This window comes from Neisseria canis, assembly GCF_900636765.1.
Lineage (GTDB): Bacteria > Pseudomonadota > Gammaproteobacteria > Burkholderiales > Neisseriaceae > Neisseria > Neisseria canis.
On record NZ_LR134313.1, the window covers coordinates 996,606 to 1,015,946 of the forward strand.

At 52.8% G+C, this 19,341-nt stretch carries 20 protein-coding genes and 1 other RNA gene; 8 read left to right on the forward strand and 13 right to left on the reverse strand.

Annotated elements, in window-relative coordinates:
* Positions 1 to 62: 62 nt before the first annotated feature.
* From EL143_RS04590 to EL143_RS04615, 6 genes are all read right to left on the reverse strand, one after another.
* Positions 63 to 1,124 (reverse strand): NADH:ubiquinone reductase (Na(+)-transporting) subunit F, encoded by a 1,062-nt coding sequence (locus tag EL143_RS04590; RefSeq protein WP_085417247.1) that lies wholly within the window; start codon positions 1,122 to 1,124, stop codon positions 63 to 65.
* An 18-nt stretch (positions 1,125 to 1,142) separates the two neighbouring features.
* A complete protein-coding gene (locus EL143_RS04595) occupies positions 1,143 to 1,505 on the reverse strand; it encodes a phenol hydroxylase subunit P4 (RefSeq protein WP_085417248.1) in 363 nt (120 codons plus the stop codon).
* Between the two features lie 93 nt (positions 1,506 to 1,598).
* The gene (locus EL143_RS04600; protein ID WP_085363678.1) at positions 1,599 to 3,098 is read right to left on the reverse strand and encodes an aromatic/alkene/methane monooxygenase hydroxylase/oxygenase subunit alpha; all 1,500 of its coding nucleotides are present in this window, start codon (positions 3,096 to 3,098) and stop codon (positions 1,599 to 1,601) included.
* Between the two features lie 34 nt (positions 3,099 to 3,132).
* Positions 3,133 to 3,405, reverse strand: coding sequence for an MmoB/DmpM family protein (locus EL143_RS04605; RefSeq protein ID WP_085417249.1), 273 nt, complete (start codon positions 3,403 to 3,405; stop codon positions 3,133 to 3,135).
* A 2-nt stretch (positions 3,406 to 3,407) separates the two neighbouring features.
* Positions 3,408 to 4,412 carry an aromatic/alkene monooxygenase hydroxylase subunit beta gene (locus EL143_RS04610; RefSeq protein ID WP_085417250.1) on the reverse strand — a complete coding sequence of 335 codons (1,005 nt, stop codon included), beginning with the start codon at positions 4,410 to 4,412 and terminating at the stop codon, positions 3,408 to 3,410.
* A 117-nt stretch (positions 4,413 to 4,529) separates the two neighbouring features.
* Positions 4,530 to 4,784: a phenol hydroxylase subunit gene (locus tag EL143_RS04615; RefSeq protein WP_085417251.1), complete on the reverse strand. Its 255-nt coding sequence runs from the start codon at positions 4,782 to 4,784 to the stop codon at positions 4,530 to 4,532.
* 402 nt (positions 4,785 to 5,186) lie between these two features.
* Here EL143_RS04615 and EL143_RS04620 point away from each other — a divergent pair, with 402 nt between their 5' ends.
* Positions 5,187 to 6,881, forward strand: coding sequence for a sigma-54-dependent Fis family transcriptional regulator (locus tag EL143_RS04620; RefSeq protein WP_085417252.1), 1,695 nt, complete (start codon positions 5,187 to 5,189; stop codon positions 6,879 to 6,881).
* An 88-nt stretch (positions 6,882 to 6,969) separates the two neighbouring features.
* Here the strand turns inward: EL143_RS04620 and rbsB are convergent, their stop codons facing one another.
* From rbsB to ubiG, 5 genes are all read right to left on the reverse strand, one after another.
* On the reverse strand, positions 6,970 to 7,893 hold the full coding sequence (rbsB, locus tag EL143_RS04625) for a ribose ABC transporter substrate-binding protein RbsB (protein ID WP_085417253.1): 924 nt from the start codon (positions 7,891 to 7,893) through the stop codon (positions 6,970 to 6,972).
* 32 nt (positions 7,894 to 7,925) lie between these two features.
* Positions 7,926 to 8,864: an ABC transporter permease gene (locus EL143_RS04630; RefSeq protein ID WP_054600382.1), complete on the reverse strand. Its 939-nt coding sequence runs from the start codon at positions 8,862 to 8,864 to the stop codon at positions 7,926 to 7,928.
* A complete protein-coding gene (locus EL143_RS04635) occupies positions 8,861 to 10,354 on the reverse strand; it encodes a sugar ABC transporter ATP-binding protein (protein WP_085417254.1) in 1,494 nt (497 codons plus the stop codon). The genes EL143_RS04630 and EL143_RS04635 overlap by 4 nt, the downstream gene beginning before the upstream one ends.
* Complete coding sequence (gene rbsD, locus EL143_RS04640; protein WP_085417255.1) at positions 10,354 to 10,755, reverse strand: D-ribose pyranase; 402 nt, start codon at positions 10,753 to 10,755, stop codon at positions 10,354 to 10,356. Before rbsD ends, EL143_RS04635 begins: the two co-directional genes overlap by 1 nt.
* Before the next feature lie 232 nt (positions 10,756 to 10,987).
* The gene (gene ubiG / locus EL143_RS04645) at positions 10,988 to 11,725 is read right to left on the reverse strand and encodes a bifunctional 2-polyprenyl-6-hydroxyphenol methylase/3-demethylubiquinol 3-O-methyltransferase UbiG (protein ID WP_085417256.1); all 738 of its coding nucleotides are present in this window, start codon (positions 11,723 to 11,725) and stop codon (positions 10,988 to 10,990) included.
* Positions 11,726 to 11,862: 137 nt separating this feature from the next.
* On the opposite strand from ubiG, the gene EL143_RS04650 reads away from it, so the two are divergent.
* From EL143_RS04650 to rnpB, 3 genes are all read left to right on the forward strand, one after another.
* Positions 11,863 to 12,657, forward strand: coding sequence for an alpha/beta hydrolase (locus EL143_RS04650; protein WP_085417257.1), 795 nt, complete (start codon positions 11,863 to 11,865; stop codon positions 12,655 to 12,657).
* A gap of 160 nt (positions 12,658 to 12,817) precedes the next feature.
* Positions 12,818 to 13,357: a hypothetical protein gene (locus tag EL143_RS04655; protein ID WP_085417258.1), complete on the forward strand. Its 540-nt coding sequence runs from the start codon at positions 12,818 to 12,820 to the stop codon at positions 13,355 to 13,357.
* Positions 13,358 to 13,412: 55 nt separating this feature from the next.
* Positions 13,413 to 13,775, forward strand: an RNA gene (rnpB, locus tag EL143_RS04660) — RNase P RNA component class A.
* A gap of 93 nt (positions 13,776 to 13,868) precedes the next feature.
* On the opposite strand, the gene EL143_RS04665 is transcribed toward rnpB, so the two are convergent.
* A complete protein-coding gene (locus EL143_RS04665; protein WP_085417259.1) occupies positions 13,869 to 14,195 on the reverse strand; it encodes an FKBP-type peptidyl-prolyl cis-trans isomerase in 327 nt (108 codons plus the stop codon).
* A 49-nt stretch (positions 14,196 to 14,244) separates the two neighbouring features.
* Positions 14,245 to 14,475 carry a DUF2061 domain-containing protein gene (locus EL143_RS04670; protein WP_040667363.1) on the reverse strand — a complete coding sequence of 77 codons (231 nt, stop codon included), beginning with the start codon at positions 14,473 to 14,475 and terminating at the stop codon, positions 14,245 to 14,247.
* 159 nt (positions 14,476 to 14,634) lie between these two features.
* On the opposite strand from EL143_RS04670, the gene EL143_RS04675 reads away from it, so the two are divergent.
* From EL143_RS04675 to EL143_RS04690, 4 genes are all read left to right on the forward strand, one after another.
* Positions 14,635 to 15,582, forward strand: a complete 948-nt coding sequence (locus tag EL143_RS04675) for a D-2-hydroxyacid dehydrogenase (RefSeq protein WP_085417260.1) — start codon at positions 14,635 to 14,637, stop codon at positions 15,580 to 15,582.
* A gap of 120 nt (positions 15,583 to 15,702) precedes the next feature.
* Positions 15,703 to 17,838, forward strand: a complete 2,136-nt coding sequence (gene dinG / locus EL143_RS04680; protein WP_085417261.1) for an ATP-dependent DNA helicase DinG — start codon at positions 15,703 to 15,705, stop codon at positions 17,836 to 17,838.
* A 660-nt stretch (positions 17,839 to 18,498) separates the two neighbouring features.
* The gene (locus EL143_RS04685) at positions 18,499 to 18,867 is read left to right on the forward strand and encodes an NADH-quinone oxidoreductase subunit A (protein ID WP_085416694.1); all 369 of its coding nucleotides are present in this window, start codon (positions 18,499 to 18,501) and stop codon (positions 18,865 to 18,867) included.
* Positions 18,858 to 19,337, forward strand: a complete 480-nt coding sequence (locus tag EL143_RS04690; RefSeq protein WP_009115715.1) for a NuoB/complex I 20 kDa subunit family protein — start codon at positions 18,858 to 18,860, stop codon at positions 19,335 to 19,337. Before EL143_RS04685 ends, EL143_RS04690 begins: the two co-directional genes overlap by 10 nt.
* The last annotated feature ends 4 nt before the right edge of the window (positions 19,338 to 19,341 follow it).

Genomic DNA, 19,341 nt, shown 5'->3' on the forward strand with positions numbered 1-19,341 from the left:
TCTTATTATCTGGTTGTTCGGCTGGGTTTTCAGACGGCCTGTCTGAACATCTGAACCGTGGTTCAGATTTTTTTGAACAAGGCCGAACGGGTTTGTGTTTCGCTGCCGTCGGCAGCAGTTAAGAAACGCTCCATGTGGATGTCGCGCTCAAACAGGCGGCTCTGCATCAGGGTGGATACGGCCGCTTCTATCATCGGCGGCGGGCCGCACAGATAAGCTTTGTGGCCGCTGCAACGGTTGCTGAAATAATCGGCCACGGCTTCGTGTACGAAACCGTTGAAGCCTTGCCAGTTTTCTTCGGGCAGGGCGGCGTTCAATGCCGGAATGTAGTGGAAGTTTTCATGCGCTTCGGCCAGCTTTTCAAACCGCTCGCGGTGGTAGAGTTCGGCTACGTTGCGCGCGCCCTGAAACAGGTAAATCCGGCGGCTGTCGCCCGCTTCCAGCAAGTCGAGAATCATGGATTCGGGGCTGGACAAACCCGAACCGCCGGCAATGAAAATCACATCTTGGTCGTCGGATTTGCGCACGAAGAATTGGCCGTAAGGGCCGGAAAGCGGCAATTCGTCGCCTTCTTTCAGGTTTTCGTGCAGCCAGGTTGTGGCCGCGCCGCCTTCGACTTTACGCACATGCAGTTCAACCGTATCGGCCATCGACGGCGGATTGGCAATCGAAAACGCACGCGTGCCTTCCACGCCCGGCACTTGCAGGTTGATGTATTGGCCTGCCTGAAACTGCATGGGCCGGTCGAGCTTCAGCGTAATGCCCAAAATGGTGGGGGAAAGCGGTTCGGCTGCTGCCACGGTAGCGGTGTAGTCTTCCACGGGGTAGCCTAAGAAATCGGGATCGACATCAATGTCGGCTTCGATGGTTACGTCCGATTCCGGCATGAAGCAGCAGGCCAAAACCTTGCCCTCGTCGCGCTCGACATCCATCAAGGCAAACGGTGAGGCGTTGCCCAAATCGCCGTAACCGTCGGTTACCTGCACTTTGCAGGTGCCGCAGGTGCCGTGGCCGCAGGCAAAGGGCAGCCACACGCCCTGACGCAGCGCGGCATTCAGAATGGTTTGGCCTTCTTCCACTTCGATCACATCGCCGGTCGGCTCTACTGTTACTTGGTAGCTCATTGCACCCTCCTTATCTGCTTATACGCCGCTGCCGTTCCAGCCGTTGAGGCCGGGAGTGTTGAAGCGCAGCAGGGATTTATGGTCGAAACCGAGCTGTTCGAGGGTTTTGCCGTCATCGGGGGCAAGCGCACGTCCGTTCAACTGCCACTCGACATCGTCCCATTTGATGGAATCGAAGTCGGGGTGCTGCGAAAATCCCTGCTTAAGCACGTTTTGGCGGAAATCTTGGAAGGGCATATCGGGCGGCAGGGCGAAAGCCAGCGCCGAACAAAACAGCAGGTGTTTGTCCCAGCCGACAAATACTAAAATGTTGCCGCCGAAGTTTTCGCGACGGTCGCGCACTTCGCCGCAGTAATTGCTCACAATGGCTTTGGTAGGCATGGTGTTCTCTCCTTTTATTTATCGGGTTGTGTATGCAGCCTGTTCAGACGGCCTCTGCGTCTGCGGCAGGCCGGTGCGAACAAATCGGGCGGATCAGGCCACGCCTTTCCATTCTTTCCATCTTTGTTCGTCGGGAGAACCTTTCATATCCAAGTTGTCGGCTCCCACATTGAGGCGGTAGTAGTCGCGCAAAATGCTTTCCAAATCGGGGCCGCCGCAGTTGCCTTGGAGAATTTGATGAACCGGCAGCCAGGCCTGTACGAATTTTTCGGGTTCGTCCACAAAAATATCGTGGCAGCCGTCTGAACACATGTGGTAACGCTCGCCTTCAAATTCGGCGCTGCGGTAGCTGATTTCGCCGGGGTCGCCGTTCATTTCGGTAAAGCCCATCGGCACTTGGCACACTTGGCACAGTTGCGGCAGGCCGTTTGAATAGAAGCGTTTGCCTTCGGCTTCCATTTTTTTCGCCAGCTCCCAGCGCGGGCGGTAGTATTTGTCGAAAGTGTCGGGGTATTTTTCGCTCAGCCAATCCAGCTCTTCGTCGGTCGGAATCCAAGTGTGGAAGCCCGCCGCGTGGCCGAAGTTGTAGAAAATCCACCACGCTTGATGGGAAATGTGCTCTTTTTCTTTCTCGATCACATCGCTGTATTTGGGCAGGCGGATGCCGTAGCGCGACAAATCTTTAAACAGCGCGCCGCCGGCTTCTTCGAAATACACTTCCCATGCTTCTTTCCACGACATCACTTTGTTGGGGAGCATGTAATCCATCATCATGGCCACGATAGACAGCAGGCGGGTGCCGCGCCAAAACCATTTGTCGATCCACTTCTGCACGATGGGCAGGTTGTCTTCGTGCTGTTCCAACAGGAATTTGATGATTTCGAGGCCGAGCGTCATGTGGCGGGCTTCGTCGGATTGCGCGCTGAAACCGAAGGTAACGGTGGCCATGTCGCCGTTGTGCGCCGCGCCCGACATAAACGGCACAAACAACAGATTGGTCAGCACATATTCAAACGAGAAGCTGATGGCCAGCAAAAATTCAAACGGCCCTGCCGAACGGGCGTCTTCGAAGAACGATTTGGGCACGGAGAGATACCACACGCGGTCGTGCATGTGGCTCCAGTCTTGGAAGCCGTCGAAATATTTGTTGTAGTGGCTCATGGCGTGGATTTGGGTTTGCACATGGCGCAATTCGTCGATCGACTGCATTTGCGAGGCAATGCGCGCCCCGATGCCGCCGAACTGGCGGCCTACATGGGCATAACCTTGATAAGCCTGATATTCGAGCGGGGTAACGCCGGTCAGGAAGATTTTGATGGCGTTCACATAGCGCGGATCCGAGATATTCAACTGGCCGTTGTTTTGGGCAAACGCATCAAAAATGGCATACAGTTTTTTCTCTTTTTCGGCCTGATATTTCCAATAGGCATCCATGGTGAGGCGGAACGGGTCTTCCCATTTCGACCAATCGGTAATTTTGATGCCTTCAAAGTCTTCATACGGAAACGCTTCTTTGCGGTCTTGATAGGAAAAATCCCAATCCAAATCGCGGGTAAGCAAGCGGTATTTGTCTTTTAAATTCAGTTTTGCCATTGTTTTTTCTCCTCTTTAATCCTCAAACCGGCGATTAACGGTTCCAGCTTAACGTGAGGCTTTCGTCGTCTTCGTCCACGTTGCCGCCGATGGTAACCAGATTCAGATGCAGCTCCTGCACCTCCCAACTTTGCCCCAGCTTTTCTTCTACCGTGGCTTTGTTCACCACCAACTTGCCTTCACACTCCATACGGATCATGGCGGGCTGGTAAATCACCACCACATCGGGATTGTCCTGTTCGACGGCTTCAACGATATAGCGGGAAGTGTCGTTGTCTTGCAGGGCGAGATAAACTTTTGAACTCATGCTTATTTTCCTTTTTCGATTAATCCGGTTTTCGCGGCGCGCTGTTGGATTTGGGCGGCGGTTTCGGCCAATATGTTTTCGGCTTCGCCGCCAAACAGGTCGGCAATGATGGGGCGGTAGGCGGCAAAAGCTTTTTCCTGCCATTTTTCCATCCAGCTCTTGAGCTGTTCGCGGTTGGCTTCGTTTTCGGAGGCCAGCGTTTTCAATACGTTGTCTGCCCAGCCGGCTTGGTCTTTCAGACAGGACTGCATGAATTCGGTCAACATGGAAATATCGCGCGCGCCGTTGGCAGAAAGCCAGTTATCGAAGTGCTGATAGAAAACGATGTTCAGCAAGGTATCCACCACCAGATTTTGGGCGACGAACAATTCGCCCCAGTCTTTATGTACCAGCAGCTCTTCGCACAAAGCGCGCACGCCCTGCCACGCGGGATCTTCCATCCACGCTTTTTTGGCCACGGCTAAGGATTCGCCGCTGTTGTCGTCCAACGAGAGGCCGATGCGCGAGAGGTATTGGGCGATGCCCAAGCGGTCCATCGCGGCATACAGGCAGGCTTGGGTTAAAGCGGTGCCGTAGCCGTAGGCGCAGCACGACATCATGTTCAGGTTGGCGGTTTGCTCGACATGGCGCAGCGGCAAGAGGCCGGTGATGATGCGCGTTTTCACACTTTCTTTAATCAGCGAAGCGAGATTGCGCTTTTCAAAAAAGGCATAGTTGCTCTCGGCTGTGTCCTGCATCTTGGCGCGGTTTTGCACATAAGCGCCGTAGTAAAACTGGCGCGGGTCTTTCAGCGCGTACCAGTCCTGCATGGTCAGCGCGGTGTGGGTGGGATCGTTCAGCTCTTTTTCGGGCATCCAGAGCGGGCGGTAATGGAAATTGACGGCGGCTTGGGCGTCGTAAGTGGCTTCCTGATAGCGGGAAGCGGGCTTCTCGCCGAAGCGGCGGGCGATGTGCGCGTAGGTTTGGCGCACGGGGTCGATGGTGGCGGTTTTGATTTCCAAAGACATTCTGTTTCTCCTTCTCCTCGGGGGATGGTTATGGCTGTGAAGCAGACTGTTTTCAGACGGCCTTAACTTAAATGCCTGTCTGAAACCGCGTGCCGCAGCTATTGTGGTGTTGGCGGTTTACCGCAGCTCGGCTTCGGTGCCGTAGCGCCATTTGGCGGCTTCTTCGTCGTTTTTCTCCGCTTGTTCTTCGGTCATGTACACGACTTTGTTGCGTCGGCAGAACAGATCAAAACAGTCTTTCGGCATGATGAGTTCCACAAACAGCGACGGGTCGTTAATCGCAAAGTCAAACTCGACAAAACGGGCATCCGGCTCGCTGCGTACCCGGACATACTTTACAAATCTGGCCGGTGCAGTTGTTTGCATATTCATCCACTTCCTTTCTTAAACGGGCAGGCCGTACGAAAAGACTTAGCATTTTTGATGCCAAATCCAACTTTCAATCACAATTTGTTGATAATTAAAAGAATAAAAATTTTATGGGCAAATATGCGGCAGAGATATGAAAGACAAGCTGGAAAAATATTTCATCATTTGGTGAAGCGCAGCAGCCGTTTTCACCAAATAATCAAACAGAATTGAAAATATGTATATAAAACATAGTGATACGAGTTACAAAAATCATTGAAATATTTGACAAAATATTGATAGGTGTGAATATTAGTAAGCAGGGCGCCATCAAATGCCTGTCTGAAAACCGTTTTTCAGACAGGCATTCAGATACAAACAAACGAATAAAGGCCGCCGGGATAATGCGTACAAAGGAGCACTGCTATGCCACCACACCAAACAGGGCAGATAGACAAACAAGACCTGATCGATCAAATCAGGTTTGATGTGGAGAACGGAAAAATCTGGTTTTGCGAACAGCGCATGCTGCTGAGCCACGCCTACGCTTTATGGCGGCTGCGCGAAGATTTGGTCGAATCTTTGGGCAAAGAGCGGGCCAAACGCTTTTTCATGCGCTACGGCTATTACGCCGGCGTGCAGGATGCCGAAATCGCCAAAAAAGTGCGTTCCGGCAGCGACCCGAAAGACGCATTTTTAGTCGGCCCCCAGCTGCATACCACCCGCGGTATGGTAAAAGTCACACCCGTTACGCTGGAAATCGACATCGAACACGGCAAGTTTTACGGCGTGTTTGCCTGGGAAGATTCGTTTGAAGTGGCCTACCACAAAAAGAAAAACGGTATCAGCCAAGAGCCGGTGTGCTGGACTTTACTCGGCTATGCCAGCGGATACAGCAGCTATTTCATGGGCAAACAGATTGCCTTTACCGAAACCCAATGCGAAGCCATGGGGCATACCCACTGCCACATCATCGGCAAACCGATAGAAGAATGGGACGAAACGACTGATTTGGAGCGCTTGATGCTGCCTGATCCTGTAGAAGAAGAACTGTTCAGCCTGCGCAGCGAGCTGGACGAACTCAAACACCGCAAGCAAAACGACCTGCTCGAGCAAGGCAGCCTGTTTGATGCCGTGGGCGAATCCCCCGCCTTCCGTCACGTGTGCGAGATGCTCAACAAAGCCTCCAAAAGCAAAGCCGCCGTGTTGCTCGAAGGCGAAACCGGCGTCGGCAAAGAAGCCTTTGCCAAAGGGCTGCACGCCGGCAGCGACCGCAGCAACCAGCCTTTCGTCGCCATCAACTGCGCCTGCATCCCGTCCGAACTGATCGAAGCCGAACTCTTCGGCGTCGAACGCGGCGCCTTTACCGGCGCCACACAAAGCAAAGCCGGCAAGTTTGAACGCGCCGACAAAGGCACGATTTTCCTCGACGAAGTCGCCGAACTGTCGCCGCGCGCACAAGCCGCATTATTGCGGGTTTTGCAGGAAGGCGAACTGGAGCGCGTAGGCGGCGCACAAGTACGCAAAGTCGATGTGCGGCTGGTGGCCGCCACCAACGAAAGCCTCGCCGACGCCGTGGCCGCCGGCAAATTCCGCGCCGACCTCTATTACCGCCTCAACACCTTCCCCGTCTATATCCCGCCCTTGCGCGAACGAAGGCAGGATATTCCCCTGCTCATCAAATACTTTCTCGAAAAATACAGCGCGATTTACCAGAAAAAAATACTCGGCATCAGCGACCACGGCCGCGAGCTTCTGCTCAAACACCAATGGCCGGGCAACATCCGCGAGCTGGAAAACGTAATCGAACGCGGCATCATCCTCACCGAACACAACCACTTTATCGAGGCGCAAAATCTGTTTCCCCATTTTACGCCCGGTTACGATTATTTCAGTATCGCCGGCGACGCACTTTCCGCCGGAATAGATGCAAACCTCAAAGATACGTATATCGGTCAGCTGCTGGAACAGGGCTTTGACCTGGAAAATTGGATTGCCGATATTCTTCAGGAAGCCGTGCGCCGCAGCGGCGGCAATATTTCCGAAGCCGCGCGTAAACTGAATATCAGCCGCGCCACACTGGCATATCAGCTGAAGAAATACGGTTTGCATTCCGAATAAACGCAATCAATACGGCCGATATAACCGTGCCTGTCTGAACGTTTTCAGACAGGCACGGCTGATTCGGATGCACTGTTGCGGCAACGGATTACGGTTTGATTAATTCCAATTCCACGGGAATGGATTTTTCCACGGTTTCTCCGGCAATCACTTTCTTGGCAGCTTCTACGCCCAGTTCTCCGATTTTGGCCGGTTTTTGGGCGACGGTTGCGGCCATTTTGCCGGCTTTAACCGCGGCTTGGGCGTCGTCGGTTGCATCAAAGCCGACCACGATAACGTCTTTTTTATTGGCTGCTTCCAAAGCTTTTACCGCACCTAAGGCCATTTCGTCGTTATGGGCAAATACTGCTTTAATGTTCGGGTGGCTTTGCAGAATGTTTTCCATTACGGTCAAGCCTTTGGTGCGGTCGAAATCGGCCGGTTGTTTGGCAACGATTTTAATGGTTTGTTGTGCGTCCATCACTTGGTGGAAACCTTCGCCGCGCTCACGGGCGGCGGAAGAGCCGGGTATGCCTTCCAGTTCGACCATTTCACCGCCTGAGGGCAGTTTGCTGACGATATATTCGGCTGCCATTTTACCGCCGGCAACGTTGTCGGACGCCACATGTGAAGCCACTTCGGCACCTTTCACCGAGCGGTCGATGGAAATAACGGGAATGCCTGCTTTGGCCGCACGGTTGACTGAAGCGGCTGCGGCTTCGGAGTCGGTGGGGTTGATCAGCAGCACTTTGATATTTTGCTGCAGCAAATCGTCCACGCCGGCGGCTTGTTTGCCCGAATCGTCGTTGGCGTCCACTACCACCAGTTTCAAACCGAGTTTGTCGGCTTGCGCTTGTGCGCCTTCTTTCAGGTTAACGAAAAACGGGTTGTTTTGGGTGGAAATGGCCAAGCCTACGGTGTCGCCGGTTGCGGCTTCGGAAGCGTCGGTTTTGTTGTCGGCCTGTTGTTGGCCGCAGGCGGCAAGCAGAACGCCGGTAATGAGTAGGGCTGAGGCTTTGCGTAAGAATTTCATCGTGGTTCTCCATTGTGAGAGGGTAAGAAAAATCAGGCGTTTTTGCGGTCGAGTAAAACGGCAAACAGAATAACCGCGCCTTTGATAATCAGTTGGTAGTTGGCCGATACGTTCAGCAGGTTGAGGCCGTTGCTCAATACGCCGAGCAATACCACGCCAACGAGTGTGCCGAACAGCCAGCCGCGCCCGCCGGACAGGCTGGTTCCGCCCAATACGACTGCGGCAATCGCATCCAATTCGTACATCACGCCGGCGTTGGGGCTGGCGGAAGAAAGGCGGCTGGTAACGACCAAAGCGGCCACGGCGGAAAGCATGCCCGATAAAGTATAAACCCAAAGTTTAAGGCTTCTGACTTTCAGGCCGGAAATGCGGGCGACGTCTTCGCTGCCGCCGAGCGCGTAAACGTGGCGGCCGAAACGGGTTTTTTTCAACACAAACCATAAAACGAAATAAACGGCCAGCATCAACACCACAGGCGTGGGAACGGTGTTGAAAAGATAGCCCGAGCCGATATCGTTAAAGAAGCCGTCTACATTGATGGTAATCGGTTTGGATTGGGAATATTCCTGCGCGATTCCGCGGAAGAGAATCATGGTGGCCAGCGTGGCGATGAAGGGAGCGATGCGGCCTACCGACACCAACAGCCCGTTTACCGCACCGCAGGCGGCGCCGAGCAGAATGCCGATGCAGGATGCTAAAATCGGATCCATGCCTGTCTGAATCAGGCTGGCGGTGATGATGCCGACCAAAGCCAGAATCGCGCCGACCGATAAATCGATGCCGCCGATCAGAATCACAAACGTCATGCCGAAAGCCAGCAGGCCGCTGTATGTTACTTGGCGCAATACGCTGAATAAGTTATTAGAAGTCAGGAAGTTGGGCGTGGCCGCACTCAATACGGCCGACAATACCACCAAACCCAATAAAGGCCCCATTTTTTTGACGGTGGCGCCGATAGACAATGGTTTCATGCTGCGTTTCCTCCGGCTGCCAATGCCATGATTTTTTCTTGGTCAGCCTCTTTGGTATTCAAAATGCCGTTCAGACGGCCTTCGCACATCACCGCCACGCGGTCGGATACGCCGAGCACTTCGGGCAGCTCCGACGAAATCATGATGATGGCTACGCCTTCACGGCTTAATTCGTTGATGATGCGGTAAATTTCGGCTTTGCCGCCCACATCTACGCCGCGTGTCGGCTCGTCGAGAATCAGGATTTCCGGCAGTTCCATCAGCCATTTGGCCAACACGACTTTTTGCTGGTTGCCGCCGGAAAGGCGGCGCACGGCTTCTTCGGTGTCGGCCACTTTGATTTTCAGCTTCTCAACCGCTTGTTTGATGTAGCTTTTCTCGTGGGCGCGGTCAACCATGCCGTTTTTTACGGGCAGATGCACCAGCGTGCTGTTTTCGCGAACGCTCATATCAAGAATCAAACCTTTGGCTTTGCGGTCTTCGGTAACGTAAGCGATTTTATGGGCGATGGCATGGCGCGGGCTTTTGATTTGCACGGGCTTGCCGTCGATTTTGATTTCGCCTTCCGCCAGCGGGGATAAGCCGAACAAGGTGTTGGCGATTTCGGTGCGCCCCGAGCCGATAAGCCCGGCAAATGCCAGAATTTCTCCGGCACGCACTTCAAAGCTGACGCCGCTGACGTTGAGGCCGTTTGAAAGATTGCTGACTGCCAATTTCACTTCGCCGATGTTGCTGTTGCGTTCGGGAAAACGCTCGTTCAGTTCGCGCCCCACCATCATGCTGACCACATCGTCGAAATGCGTATCGGCAATCGCTTTGGTGCCGACCGAAATGCCGTCGCGCAATACGGTTATGCGTTGGCAGATTTGGAAAATTTCTTCCATGCGGTGCGACACATAAACCAAACCGACGCCTTTTTCGGCAAGCTGCCGCACAATCCCGAACAAGCGTTGGATTTCAGGCTCGGTTAAGGCGGCGGTAGGCTCGTCCATGATAATCACTTTCGCATCAATCGAAAGCGCGCGGGCGATTTCTACCAATTGTTGCTGACCCACCGATAATTCTTTAATCAAAGTATCGGGGCCGAAGTTGGCCTGCAATGCGGCAAGCTGTTCGGTAACAATTTTGGTCATTTGCTGCTTTTGCAGCACGCCGTGTTTCACGATTTCCCGCCCGAGAAAAAAGTTTTCCACAACCGTCATTTCCGGTAGCAGGTTGAGTTCTTGGTGGATGATGGCGATGCCTAGCTTTTGTGCGTCGACAGGTGTTTTGATGGTTTCTTCGCGGCCATCTATCAACACCCGGCCTTCTTCGGCCTGATAAATGCCGGTGAGGATTTTCATCAGGGTGGATTTGCCCGCGCCGTTTTCGCCCATCAGGGCATGGACTTCTCCGGCGCGCAAATCAAAATCCACACCGCGCAACACCTGCACGGGGCCGAACGATTTGTTGATTTGCCGCATCTCCACCAATAATTTCGGCTGGTTCATTAAAACGGCACTCCGGAATGAAGAATAATATTGGTGTAGGGGGTGGTGTCGCCGGTCCGCACGACGGCACGGGCGGTTTGGGAAAGCTGCTTGAGCGTTTCGTGGCTTACGGTTGCGGTTTGAATGCGGTTGTTTTCAGCATGGTTGTGCGCAAACCGCCATAAATCGGCGCTGTGCGTTTCGGTTTCTTTTGCCAGCGTGATTTTTTCCAAGCAGATTTCCTGCAATACGGCATCCAATACCTGCCGCAGCGCGGGTACGCCCAAGCTGACGGCCAAGTCGATGCAGGGAACGCCGTGGGGAACGGGCAGGCCGGCATCACCGATTACCAGCATATCGCCATGCCCCAAAGTGGCGATGAGTTTGGAGAGTTCTGCGTTGAGTACACCTGTTTTTTTCATGATGGTTCCTTTGCGTAAATTCTCTGTTTGTGCTGAAGGGCAGCAGCCTGCAGAAGCACTTGATTTTTTGAAGACAATTCGGAACTACTTTTGATTACAAGGCGTAAGTATAATGGCTGGTTTGACCGCATTTCAACGAATATTTGGGAAACGGTTGATTTTTGTTAAGAAGGCTTTGCAAAGCACCTAAACAAACGCCTGTCTGAAAAAACGTTCAGACAGGCATGGCTGTTCAAGTGTGGGAAGCCTGCACCGGTTTGCAGGCAATCATGTAGTTCACGTCGGTGTTCTCGTTTAGCGAATAAACTTTGGTCAGCGGGTTGTAGCCCATGCCCTTGGTGTCTACCACGTCAAGCCCGGCTTGGCGGCACATGCGCGCGAGCTCGGCGGGGGTGATGAATTTTTTCCAGTCGTGCGTGCCTTTGGGCACGAGGTTTAAAATGTATTCGGCACCGAGAATGGCGTGAACGTAGGATTTCGGGTTGCGGTTGATGGTGGAGAAAAACACCGTGCCGTCGGGTTTCACCAGTTTGGCGCAGGCGCGGATGATGGAAGCGGGGTCGGGAACGTGCTCCATCATTTCCATGCAGGTTACGATGTCGTAACTGTGCGGGGCTTCGGCAGCCAAGTCTTCCACGCTGATGCAGCGGTATTTTAGGTTGTCTATGCCGGATTCAAGCGCGTGCAATTCGGCGGTTTTCAGTGATTTTTCGGCCATATCGATGCCGGTTACGGCTTCCGTACCCAGTTTGGCCATGCTTTCAGACAAGATGCCGCCGCCGCAGCCGACATCCAGCACGGTTTTCCCGGCCAGCTGCCCGTGCCGGTCGATATAGCCCAGCCGTAGGGGATTAATGTCGTGCAGCGGTTTGAATTCGCCGGCGGTATCCCACCATTTGTGGGCGAGGCGGCTGAATTTGTCGATTTCGGCATCGTCTATATTGCGTTCGGTTTCGGTGTGCTGATCCATGGTGTGCTCGTTGGGATAATGAAAGATTATTGGCGGTATTTTAACCCAGATTGGGAGGGGGCGCAGGCTGGTTGATGCCTGTCTGAAAAATCGGTTAGAGTAGTAGGGTAAATTCTTTGAAGGAAAAGAAGCCGATTATGTTGAAAAAATTATTGGTTTTTTCCGTTCAATGCATGTTTATTTCCTACATTCTGGTGGCGGCTGCACTTTATTGTTTTCAAGAGAAGTTGATATTTCTTCCCGCTCGGCTGGAGAGCGGTTACAGATTTGATCTGCGTTCACCGTTTGAAGAAATCAATTTGGCTGCGGACGGTGCTGTGTTGAACGGTTTGCGTATTCATGCGCAAAAGCCTAAAGGCGCATTGCTGTTTTTTCACGGTAACGCAGGCACGCTGCAAGACTGGAGCCCTGTTGCGGAGCGGTTTGCGGCGCTTGGTTATGAAACTTATCTATTCAATTACCGTGGCTACGGTAAAAGCACCGGCAGGATTTCCAGTGAAGCGGTGCTGTTTGATGATGCGGATAAAGCGGTTGAGTATGTGCGGAACGATTTTGGCGGAAAGCCGGAAGTCGTGGCCGGCTACTCGATGGGCAGCGGTTTGGCGGCGCGGGCGGCCAGGCAATACGGTATCAGGAAGTTGGCTTTGTTTGCCCCGTATTTCAAGCTGGATGATTTTTTGCATGAGAAAGTGGTTTGGATGCCAAAATTTCTCATCCGCTACCGTATTCCTACCGCAGATTTTATTGCTGCGGCCAAGCAATCGGAGATTACTTTGCTGCATGGCCGGCAGGATGCGCTGATTGGTGTTGAAAACATGCATAAACTGTCGAAATTATTGAAAAAGCAGGATAAAGCGTTTGAGCTGGAAGCAGACCATAACACGATTATGTTGAAGCCTGAATTGTGGCAGATTTTGCAAAATAGGCTGTAAAGGTATTGATGCCTGTCTGAAAGTTTTCAGACAGGCATTCTTAAATCGGCACAGCCGGGTAGGTAAGCGGGTAGTACCGCAACTGTTCAACCGGCCGACTATACTGCGCCGGATAATGGTACACTTGCCGCCTTGTTGCCAAGAGTGAAACCATTTGAAAATGAGAAGAATATTGTCGTCGCTGCCGGTGTGGATTGTGTTGGCGGATATGCTTTACGGATTTTCGGCCAACCTGGCCAAAAGCCTGCACCTGAACAAACAGGAGCTGCACAAAGACGGGCTGCCGGTTGCGCCCGAAATCGCGTTTAACGGCTTGCAGGTGCTGGCGAACGGCGGCATGGTGCTGATTGTGGGTTTCGGGCTGCTGGTGTTGCTGCGGCTCAACCGCACCGTGCTGCAAAAGCGCGTAATGCATATCGGCTTTTTCTCCACGTTGGGCTTGCTCGCTGTATTGGCGTTTTCATTGGGTTCATTGTGGGAATGGGCTTGGGCTTTGGTGAAAATGGCGGGCAGGCAGCAGGTGGTGTCTTTCGCCAATCCGCGTTATCTGATTGTGGCGCTTTGCCTGCCGTGGATTGCCATGCTCGCTATCGTGCGTTTGGCGGGTTGGTACCGCTTGAGCAGGCGGCAGGAGCGGTTGGCGGCAGCGCAAGCAGGTTATGCGACAAGCGGAGAGGAAACGCCGCCGCAAAACGGATAATGCCTGTCTGAAACCGAATACCGCCGCCACTTCATGCTATAATCGCCGCCGCATACAGGTAGAACAGGCAATCGCCGCGCAAGGTTTCGTGCCTTGCGGGGAGGAAAGTCCGGGCTCCGCAGAGCAGAATGCCGGCTAACGGCCGGGCGCGGCAACGCGACGGAAAGTGGAGCAGAAAGCAATACCGCCGATGGCTGCTTTGCGCAGCACAGGTAAGGGTGAAAAGGTGCGGTAAGAGCGCACCGTGCACTTGGTAACAAGGCGCAGCAGGCTAAACCCCATTCGGAGCAAGACCAAACAGAACACCACGACGCTGCTCGCCGAGTGTTCGGGTAGGTTGCTGGAGCGCATCAGCAATGGTGCGCCTAGAGGAATGATTGCCCAACGACAGAACCCGGCTTATCGTTTTGCCTGTATGCCTTTATTTTTTATCTTGAATTAAACAATGCCTGTCTGAAAACAAGCTAAATAAGTTTTCAGACAGGCATTGGCTTATCGGGGGTAAAACCGATCAATCGTGCACTTTCAGCAGCTCCACTTCGAATACCAGCGTGGCATTGGGCGGAATCACGCCGCCTGCGCCGCGGGCACCGTAACCCATTTCGGGCGGAATGGTCAGCTTGCGTTTGCCGCCTTCTTTCATGCCGCCGAAGCCTTCGTCCCAGCCGGCAATCACTTGGCCTACGCCCAAAGTGATGGTGAGCGGCTGGCTGCGGTCGATGCTGGAGTCGAACTTGGTGCCGTCTTCCAGCCAGCCGGTGTAATGCACGGTAATTTCTTTACCTTTCACGGCTTCTTTGCCGCTGCCGGTTTCGATGTCTTCAATCTTCAGGCTCATAAACGCTCCTTACTGTTGCGGGTTGGAAATGCCCGAAGCGTAACACAGCTCAGCTGCCTACGCATTGGTGCAGCGGGATTTTGCTTTTTTGGGGAGAGCGGATGCCTTTTTTGCGCTCATAGCGGTTCCATGCTTTTTCATGGAAATAAAACACCACGGTGTTGGCCAGCGGTTCAATCAGCGCCACCGCGCTGGAAATGCCGATGCTGCCGGTAAGCAGATAAGCGATGCTGAAGGCAACGCCGAAGTGTAAAATAGCAAAAGTGATGGTTTTCAACATAATCTTAAGTGCGGTTTGTGTTTTAATAATGAAACACAATATCATTTGCCGCCGCAGAAGCCCATGTGATTTTCTTAATCTGATGTTAGCTAAAATAAATCGTTATTCTTTTTAAGATTTAAAATGCTAAAAACACAGACTTCAATAAAGGAGCAAAGCATGCTCAATATCGTGATTCTCGACCGTGATACCTTACCCGGCCAAGCTTTCCAGCCCAAATGCCCGCACACGCTCACCGAATATCCTTACACCGAGCCGGAAGACACCGCCGAGAGGATTGCCGGTGCCGATGTCATTATTACCAATAAAGTAGTGATTAATGCGCAACATATCGCCGACAATGCGCAGCTTAAGCTGATTGCCATTGCCGCTACCGGTTATGACAATGTGGATATTCAAGCCGCCAAAGCGGCGGGCGTTGCTGTGTGCAATATCCGCGCCTATGGCAACGAATCGGTGGCCGAACATGCGTTTATGCTGATGATTGCCCTGATGCGCAACCTGCCTGCCTATCAGCGCGACGTAGCCGCCGGCGTGTGGCAGCAGGCGCGTTTCTTTTGCCATTTCGGCGCCCCCATGCGTGATTTGAACGGCAAAACGCTGGCGATTTTCGGGCGCGGCAACATCGGCAAGATGCTGGCCGGCTATGCAGAGGCGTTTAAAATGAAGGTGGTGTTCGGGGAGCACAAACATGCCCAAACCGTGCGTGAAGCTTACGTGCCGTTTGAAGAGGCCATCCGCAGCGCCGACGTGGTTTCCCTGCATTGCCCGCTCAACCCGCAAACGCGCAATATGATAGGCGAAGCCGAGCTGCAAAACATGAAACCCGGCGCTATCCTGATTAACTGCGGACGCGGCGGCCTGGTTGACGAACATGCCCTGATTGCCGCGCTGAAATACGGCACGCTGGGCGGCGCCGGTTTCGACGTGCTCACCGAAGAGCCGCCGCGCAACGGCAACCCACTGCTCAAAGCCCGCCTGCCCAACCTGATTGTCACGCCGCATATGGCCTGGGGCAGCATCGAAGCGCGCAACCGTTTGTTTGACATCCTGCGTGAAAATGTGGAGCGCTTTGCAGAGGGCAAGCCGCAGAATGTGGTGGTGTAGCCGGTTATGCCTGTCTGAAAAAGATGGATTCAGACAGGCATAGTGTTCAATGTTAAAATACCGGCTTGATACACTCAGGGTGCGGGCTTTCTTGCCCGCCCGCTTTTTATTGCTGCCGACATGCTGACCGACCTAGAAAAAAACGCCATCCGCGACCATTACCGTGCCATTTCCGAAAACCTGCCTCAGTTCACGCCGCGCCCTTCGCAGCGCGAAATGATTGCAGCCGTGGCCAACGCGTTTTCACGCAGCAAAGTACGGGAAGAGGGCGAAGAAGCCCCCGAGCGCGAGGGCGAGAGTATTGCCGTTATCGAAGGGCCCACCGGCGTGGGCAAATCGCTGGCCTATCTGCTGGCGGGCGGCATTATGGCGCAAACGCGCGGCAAGCGCCTTATTGTGTCGAGCGCTACCGTGGCGTTGCAGGAGCAATTGGTCAACCGGGATTTGCCTTTTCTGGTGGAAAAAAGCGGCCTTGAATTAAGTTTTGTCCTTGCCAAAGGGCGCGGCCGCTATTTGTGCCCCTATAAGCTTTACCAGCTTACCCAAACCAATGCGCAAACCAACCTTTTGGGTTTTGAGGACCTGCCTTCCGTGATGTTCAGCGACAAGCCGAGCGCACAAGATTTGGACACTTTGCGCAAGCTGTCGGACGAATTTGCCGCCCGCCGCTTCAACGGCGACCGCGACACGTGGCCGGAAAAAATCCCCGATAAACTGTGGTTTCAAATTACCAACGACCGGCACGGCTGTCTGAAAGCCGCCTGCCCCAACCGCCCCGAATGCCCGTTTTTTTTAGCGCGCGAAACATTGGAAACCGTAGATGTGGTGGTGGCCAACCATGATTTGCTGCTTTCCGACATCAGCATGGGCGGCGGCGTGATTCTGCCTGCGCCTGAAAACAGTTTCTACTGTATCGACGAAGCCCACCATCTGCCCAAAAAAGCCCTCAGCCGATTTGCCGCCGAACATTCGGTAAACCTGGCGATGTGGACGGTAGAAAAGCTGCCCGCCATTGTGAACAAAGTGGCCGCGTTAACCGACAAAACCGAGCCCGCCAACCTGGCCGACGAAGCCGCTGCCGGCCTGCAGGAAAGCCTGTCTGAATGGCTGTTCCACCTCGGCAGCGAACCGAAGCTGGATTTAAGCGGCAAAGACAACGATCCCGTTTGGCTCTGGGAAGACGGAAAAATTCCGCCCGACTTGGCTTTGCTGGTTTCCAACACGAACACCGCCGCCAAAAGCCTGCTCAAAAACATATATAGCTTAAGCGACGCACTGGCCGCTGCCCGCCGCGACAAAGACAAAGACGGTCCGCTAATCGACCGCCTTACCGGCGAATTAGGCCTTTTTGTCGCACGCGTCGAACAAATCGCCGCCGTGTGGGAGCTGATGGCAACTGAGCCGGAGGAAGGCAAGGAGCCGTTGGCCAAATGGGTGGAACGCAAAACCGGCGACAAAAACGACTACATATTCAACGCCAGCCCCATCAGCAGCGCCGGCCATCTGGCCAACGGTTTGTGGCGCCGCGCCGCAGGTGCGCTGCTGACCTCGGCTACTTTGCGCTCGTTGGGCAATTTTGATTTGCTGCTGCGCCAAACCGGCCTGATATGGCTGCCCGAAACCACCACGCTGGCTCTGCAAAGCCCGTTTAATTTCGCCGAGCAGGGCGAACTTTATATCCCGCCGCTGTCTGCCAGCCCGAAAACGCCGGATGCCCACACCGACGCCATTGTCGAATGGCTGCCCAAACTCATATCCGCCGAAGAAGCCATCGGCACGCTGGTGTTGTTTACCTCGAAAAAACAGATGAACGAAGTGGCCATGCGTTTGCCGGAAAGCCATCTGCCTTATCTGCTGATACAGGGCGAAATCCCCAAAGCCGTGCTGCTGCAAAAACATTACGAAGCGATTGAGGCTGGCCGACCCAGCATCATTTTCGGGCTGGACAGCTTCGCCGAGGGCTTGGATTTGCCCGGCGAAGCCTGTGTACAGGTCATCATTGCCAAACTTCCGTTTTCCATGCCAGACAACCCGATTGAAAAAACGCAAAGCCGCTGGATTGAGCAGCGCGGCGGCATTCCGTTTATGGAAATTACCGTACCGGAAGCCAGCATCAAACTGGTGCAGGCCGTGGGCAGGCTTATCCGTACCGAGCGCGACTACGGCCGCGTAACCATCCTCGATACCCGCATCCAAACCCATTCCTACGGCAAACGCCTGCTCGCCTGCCTGCCGCCGTTTAAGCGGATCGGCTAAGCGGTAAAGTCGAAATGGTTAACATCAGGGTGAAACTATGCCTGTCTGAATTTTGTTAGGGATTACATGTAGCTACACCTGATTATCTATAGAGATTAATTACCTTATGCTTACGGTAATTCTCAGAACCATAAATTTATTCAAATATTCATAAAATCAGAGATTTCCGAATAATTGTTATGCTTGCAAGCAGCTGCAGAATGCCTGTCTGAAAAACACATTTTCCGCTGTTTTATCCGCTATATTTCCGAATAGTGATAATTAAAACATTTAGATAATTGGTTTTTCGGTAAATTGAGCATAAAATTCCAAAAAATAAAAAAATAAGACTTTCCGGATTTCAGACAAAGGATTTGCATGTTTTTTGTGCAATAAATAAAACAATGAATGCGGCAGGCGTGCTATGCATATTGAAAATATTAAGAAAAGTTAAATTGAATTAAATACAGTTTAAAATAATCACGCCTAAAAATGCTCAAAAAATAAGCAAAATAATCTTATAAAATCATTTAATGATAATCGTTATCATAAAAGTATTGAAATTATTGAACTTTTTCAAAAAAATCGGGAGTGTTTAACTTTTAATCAGCAGTAATTTTGGCTACAATAGCCTACATTTATTTTATCTATTTGTGCTTAACAAAACAGGTGTAAAAAACCATGTTAGCTAACTATTTCCCCGTTTTAATCTTTTTGATTGTCGGTTTGGCAGCGGGCATATTGTTTTTGGTGCTGGGTAATGTGCTCGGCCCGAAACGCCACTACCACGAAAAAGACACGCCGTTTGAATGCGGTTTCGAAGCATTTGAAAATGCCCGTATGAAATTCGACGTGCGTTACTACTTGGTGGCGATTCTGTTTATCTTGTTTGATTTGGAAGTGGCATTCATGATTCCGTGGGCAGTGGTGTTTAAAGACCTGATGGTTTCCCACGGACAGTTTGCCTTCTGGTCGATGTTTGTGTTCATTGTGGTGCTCACGGTGGGCTTTATCTACGAATGGAAAAAAGGTGCGCTGGAATGGGAATAGAAGGCGTTTTGAATAAAGGCTTCGTAACCGCCAGCGCGGATACGGTGTTGAATTATGTGCGCACAGGTTCGTTGTGGCCGGTAACTTTCGGCTTGGCATGCTGTGCGGTAGAAATGATGCAGGCAGGTGCGTCGCGTTACGACCTCGACCGTTTCGGCATTATTTTCCGTCCGTCTCCGCGTCAGTCCGACTTGATGATTGTGGCCGGCACTTTGTGCAACAAGATGGCACCCGCGTTGCGCCGCGTGTACGACCAAATGGCCGAGCCGCGCTGGGTGTTGTCGATGGGATCGTGCGCCAACGGCGGCGGCTACTACCACTATTCTTATTCAGTAGTCCGCGGTTGCGACCGTATCGTGCCGGTAGACGTATATGTACCCGGCTGTCCGCCAACTGCCGAAGCCTTGATTTACGGCCTGATTCAGCTGCAAGGCAAAATCAAACGCACTTACACCATTGCCCGTAACTAGGAGA